The sequence below is a fragment of the Micromonospora sp. ATA51 genome, from assembly GCF_016802855.1.
In the GTDB taxonomy this organism is placed as follows: Bacteria; Actinomycetota; Actinomycetes; order Mycobacteriales; family Micromonosporaceae; genus Micromonospora; species Micromonospora sicca.
In genome coordinates this window covers 1-3,773 of record NZ_JAEVHJ010000469.1, presented here as the reverse complement: position 1 = coordinate 3,773, position 3,773 = coordinate 1, and the positions used below count along the sequence as shown (strand labels likewise).

At 70.7% G+C, this 3,773-nt stretch carries 4 protein-coding genes and 1 pseudogene; 1 reads left to right on the top strand and 4 read right to left on the bottom strand.

Translation table 11 applies throughout. The features are described 5' to 3' along the window. The 3 genes from JNW87_RS36075 to JNW87_RS36065 all read right to left on the bottom strand — a co-directional run. On the bottom strand, positions 1-528 hold a 528-nt coding region (locus JNW87_RS36075; protein WP_238455247.1), incomplete at its 3' end, for a hypothetical protein. Between the two features lie 149 nt (positions 529-677). After that, a complete protein-coding gene (locus JNW87_RS36070) occupies positions 678-1,400 on the bottom strand; it encodes a hypothetical protein (RefSeq protein ID WP_238455246.1) in 723 nt (240 codons plus the stop codon). Next, positions 1,393-2,634 carry an SWIM zinc finger family protein gene (locus tag JNW87_RS36065; protein ID WP_146231136.1) on the bottom strand — a complete coding sequence of 414 codons (1,242 nt, stop codon included), beginning with the start codon at positions 2,632-2,634 and terminating at the stop codon, positions 1,393-1,395. Before JNW87_RS36065 ends, JNW87_RS36070 begins: the two co-directional genes overlap by 8 nt. 198 nt (positions 2,635-2,832) lie before the next feature. On the opposite strand from JNW87_RS36065, the gene JNW87_RS36060 reads away from it, so the two are divergent. Beyond that, a complete protein-coding gene (locus tag JNW87_RS36060; RefSeq protein ID WP_109802893.1) occupies positions 2,833-3,321 on the top strand; it encodes a hypothetical protein in 489 nt (162 codons plus the stop codon). A 140-nt stretch (positions 3,322-3,461) separates the two neighbouring features. On the opposite strand, the pseudogene JNW87_RS36055 reads toward JNW87_RS36060, so the two are convergent. Then, positions 3,462-3,773 (bottom strand): annotated as a pseudogene (locus JNW87_RS36055) (SAM-dependent methyltransferase); the annotation flags it as partial.

Genomic DNA, 3,773 nt, shown 5'->3' with positions numbered 1-3,773 from the left:
GAAGGGGCCTCGCGGGTCCCGGAACGTCACCGTCGGTACCCTGCTAGTCCTGGCCTGCCCGCGACGACATGGTGGTACTTGATGAACGATCTTCGAGTCTTCGGCCTTCAACCGCTCGCGGGACGCTTCGGACAGGGTTGGCAGCCGCGCTTCGATGAGGTCCACGGTGCGTTCGGCGAGCTCGGGCACCGGATGGTGCAGCCCGCCCACCAGCCCGTCCACCAGGTGCTCCAGCGGAAGCTTGCGCAGCCAAGCGAGATGCGCGCGGACCAGCTTCTTCTCCGGGCGCGACAGCATGCCCTGGGTGATCTCGGCCAGGGTCGCCCGGTCCAGCTCGGACGTCCGGTGCAAGGTCTGCAGAGACGTGTACGCGTAATCGGCGACTGTCGACATCGGCGCCGTCAGCAGGCCGGTCAGCTCCTGCCGGTGCCTGGCCAGCTCGTCGATGCCCAGCGTCAACTGCTTCAGCAGGTCGAGGTACGGCTGCAGCAGTCCCTTGCGTCCGCCAGCGCGCAGCGGCGTAGGCACCCCGCGATGAGCACCTCGCGGTCGACGCGCCCGCTGCTCGCCAACTCCACAGCGCCGCCGGCCAGTCACGGCGGGCCACGCCGGTGACGAACACCGCGGCCACCCGGTCCTCGTCGAAAAGGTACGGCAGTACGTGGTCGAACCATGGATCAGCGGCGAGGAAGGAGGCGAGTGAAGGGCGCCACAGCTCCACGTACCGTGCGACAGCGCCGGGCGTGTCCGGTGGCTCGGCTCCCACGGCCCGCATGAGCGCTTCGGTGAACGGCCACGGGGGTGGTCCGGCTGCGGGATCCCGCACGGCGCACCATGCCGCGGGCCAGGGCAGCGCCCCATGCCGCACCGCGCACGCGGAGCAGGGCGGGCACCACCTCGGGCACCACCCGCAGCGACGGGCCGGCGGTCCACGGGCGGTGCAGGCGTTTGACCGCCTCTGTGGCCGTCGGCGCGCACGCCACGACGGCCATCGCGAGGGCGGCGTGGCGGCGCTCGGTCAGCCGGGCGGCGGCCTGGGCCGCCTGCCGCTCCAGGTGCCACTTGTCGCGGGCCCACCGGCGTTCGCGCTCGCGCAGCCGCTGGCGGTCGGCGTACGCACGGAGGCCTTCGAGGTCGCGGGGCGGCGGGCTGTCGTCCTTGGACACTAGGAACGCGAACGCGAAGACGCCCCTGGTGGGCAGCTCGGGCTCAGGCTCGGGCTCGGGCTCCGGCGGTGGCGGGACGACCGGCTCCGGCGCTGCGCGCGTCGGGGTGTGCCCTTCCAGCATCGGCAGCAGCGCTGCCCGCCCGTTGGCGTCCAGACCGGCAAGCACGTCGGCGAGCGCGTCGAAATCGGCGTCGTCGATCCGCGCGCGCACGTCGCGCCAGACGTCATTCACCCTGCTGTCCCGTCTGTCCGATGATGGCCGCCACGACGTGCTTGCACGGCCCCCGCCGGCCTTGGTGTTCGGCCCACCAGGCGCAGGTGCGGGCGTACTCGTCGCCGCGCCGATGCACGAGGTACGTGGATTCACCGGAGGTCACCTCGACGCCGGCTGCGGTCACCACCATGCCGCCCGTTGTCGTCAGGATCCGGGCTGCGGCAAGCCTGGGGTGCAGCGCGGCGACCAGGTCGGCTCGGTACGGCAGCGGGCGGTGGAACGACGACGCCTCCGCGACGTCGTACCCGACCTGGCCCGCCGTGGCCAGCGCGGCCAGGGCGGACGTGGCCCGGGCGGAGCCCCAGCCGGTACGCGCGGCGACCGACGCGCGGTCAATGACCGGATCGACGGCCAGGAGCGCATCCAGTGCGTCGGCGTCGGCGTCGGCGGACTCGGACCCGAGGTCGGCCAGCAACTGGCCGTCGCCGGCGAAGCCCTGGTTAGCGGCGGTCGACAGCAGCAGCGTGAACCGGGCCGTGCCGAAGTCCAGCACCCAACCGCTCACCTGGGTGGGTGCGCCAGAGACCGGCGGTGCGTAGAGAGTCAACGTCTGCGCCAGGGGAAGGAGCGGCCGCAGCACCGACAGCCGGAATCCGTCGGCCACGCAGATGGCGCCGGGAACCGGCCGAGTGGTGGCCCGCCACCCGGATCCGGCCGGCACCAGCCAGCGGGCCTGCCGGCCGGTGCGCGCCGACATCTCGGCCAGGAGCGCGACGGCACGTCCGGCGCGGATCTCCAGCCGCGGATCCATCGGCAGAGCGTGCGCCGCCACCTCGGCCAGCCCGCGCAGCCAGCGCGCCGGCAGCGGCACTCGCTTCTCGACGACCTTGCCGTCAAGCGTCGACACGGCGAGCCCCTCCTCGCCCACCGACATGCGCAACGGATCTTCGCCGCCGACCCGGGTCAGCGACTCATACAAGGGAGGGTTGATGTCCACGTTGGTGGTGCCACGTCCGACCGTCGTGCCATCAAGCTCGGCCGCGGTGAGGTCGAGCCGTCCGTACAGACCACCGCACGTCGACAGCGCCTCGAACCGCAGCCGCTCGCTGTCGCCGGTGACCACCGGGTCCCGGCCACGCGCCATGTCGGTACGGGCCTGTCGAAAGTCCGTACCCGCGATATCGGCCAGCGCCAGCAGGCCACCAGCGACCACCCGCGGCGATGCGCGTAGCCGCGCCGCCACTGAGGACACACGAGCAAGAGTGGTGACATAGGGCCGGCGGGCAGATGGTATTCGAGCCGCAGGCGCAGCAAGTAGCCGAGATGAGGGCGTCGCTGGCTCGCTCTCGACCGGACGTAACGGTTCAGCCTTGGAAGGGGCAGGACCACTGGCACGAGTCTCCGGCGTGGCGATACTGCTGCTATGGGCGGATCGCGACCGAAACGGGTCATGGTCGTCGCCATGGCGCTCGTGACACTGGCGATGCTGCTTTCGTCTTGCACCGTTCCGACCGACGGATTCGCGGGCGTCAAACTTGACGAGCACGGCAACGCCCTCGGCGTGTTGCGCACCTGTAAGCACCCACTGGACGGGGCGACGCTGTGGTCGGATGAGTCCCGGGGATCCGACAACCCGCACGCCGTCGTTGTGGGGAGATGGGAGTTCAGCGACTCGACCGTGACCCAAGCGCTGACCTGGCCGTTGGGGGCAACATCCGCAGCGGGCGTTACCGCGGAGCGGCCACCTGAGGCGATGCCGCCGGAACGGACCTTCACGTTGCGCGGCTGGACCACCGACAGCTCCTGGTCCGTCGTGTATGTCCGCTTCACGCTGAGCGACCTGGAGCATCTTTCCGTTGGGAAGATCCTCGTGCGGGAGCCTGGCACAGAGCCGAGAGTGGTCAGCGAGCCCGAGTTCGACGCGTTGATCTGTGACTGACACCTGCTGGTCAGCGTCCGCTCATGGCCGCTGTCCGTCGCGTTGGTAGCGCCTGGCGCCGTGCGCTGTCCTGCCGAGACGAGGATCTGGGGGCGGGACCCGTAGCAGTGCCGGGACAATCGTACGGATCTCCGAGCGATTCAAGCAGGTTTCCGGCCCCAGGACGAGATCATGGGCGAGGTGGCGAGGTCGAGAAGCCCCGCCGCGACGTTGTCGAGATGCCGGTCGACTTCTTCGTTGGTAGCCAGGCCGGCGGCGACCAGCCGGTCGCGGACCTGCGCCACGGTGGCCTGCTCCAGCAGGGTGCAGCCAGCGCCGGTCATCGGGAAGAAGGCGTCGGCTTCGACGTCGACGAGTCCCGCGCCGCGCAACAACCGAGGCAACGTGCGCCCGTAGGACAGGTCGACACCACGCTGAGCCATCAGCGTGCGGAAGTCGCGCTTGAGTTTGTT

What these genes read in the sequence shown, in the direction of transcription:
- JNW87_RS36060 (WP_109802893.1), top strand. Translation starts at nt 2,833, where the DNA reads ATGGTCGTCGCCATGGCGCTCGTGACACTGGCGATGCTGCTTTCGTCT.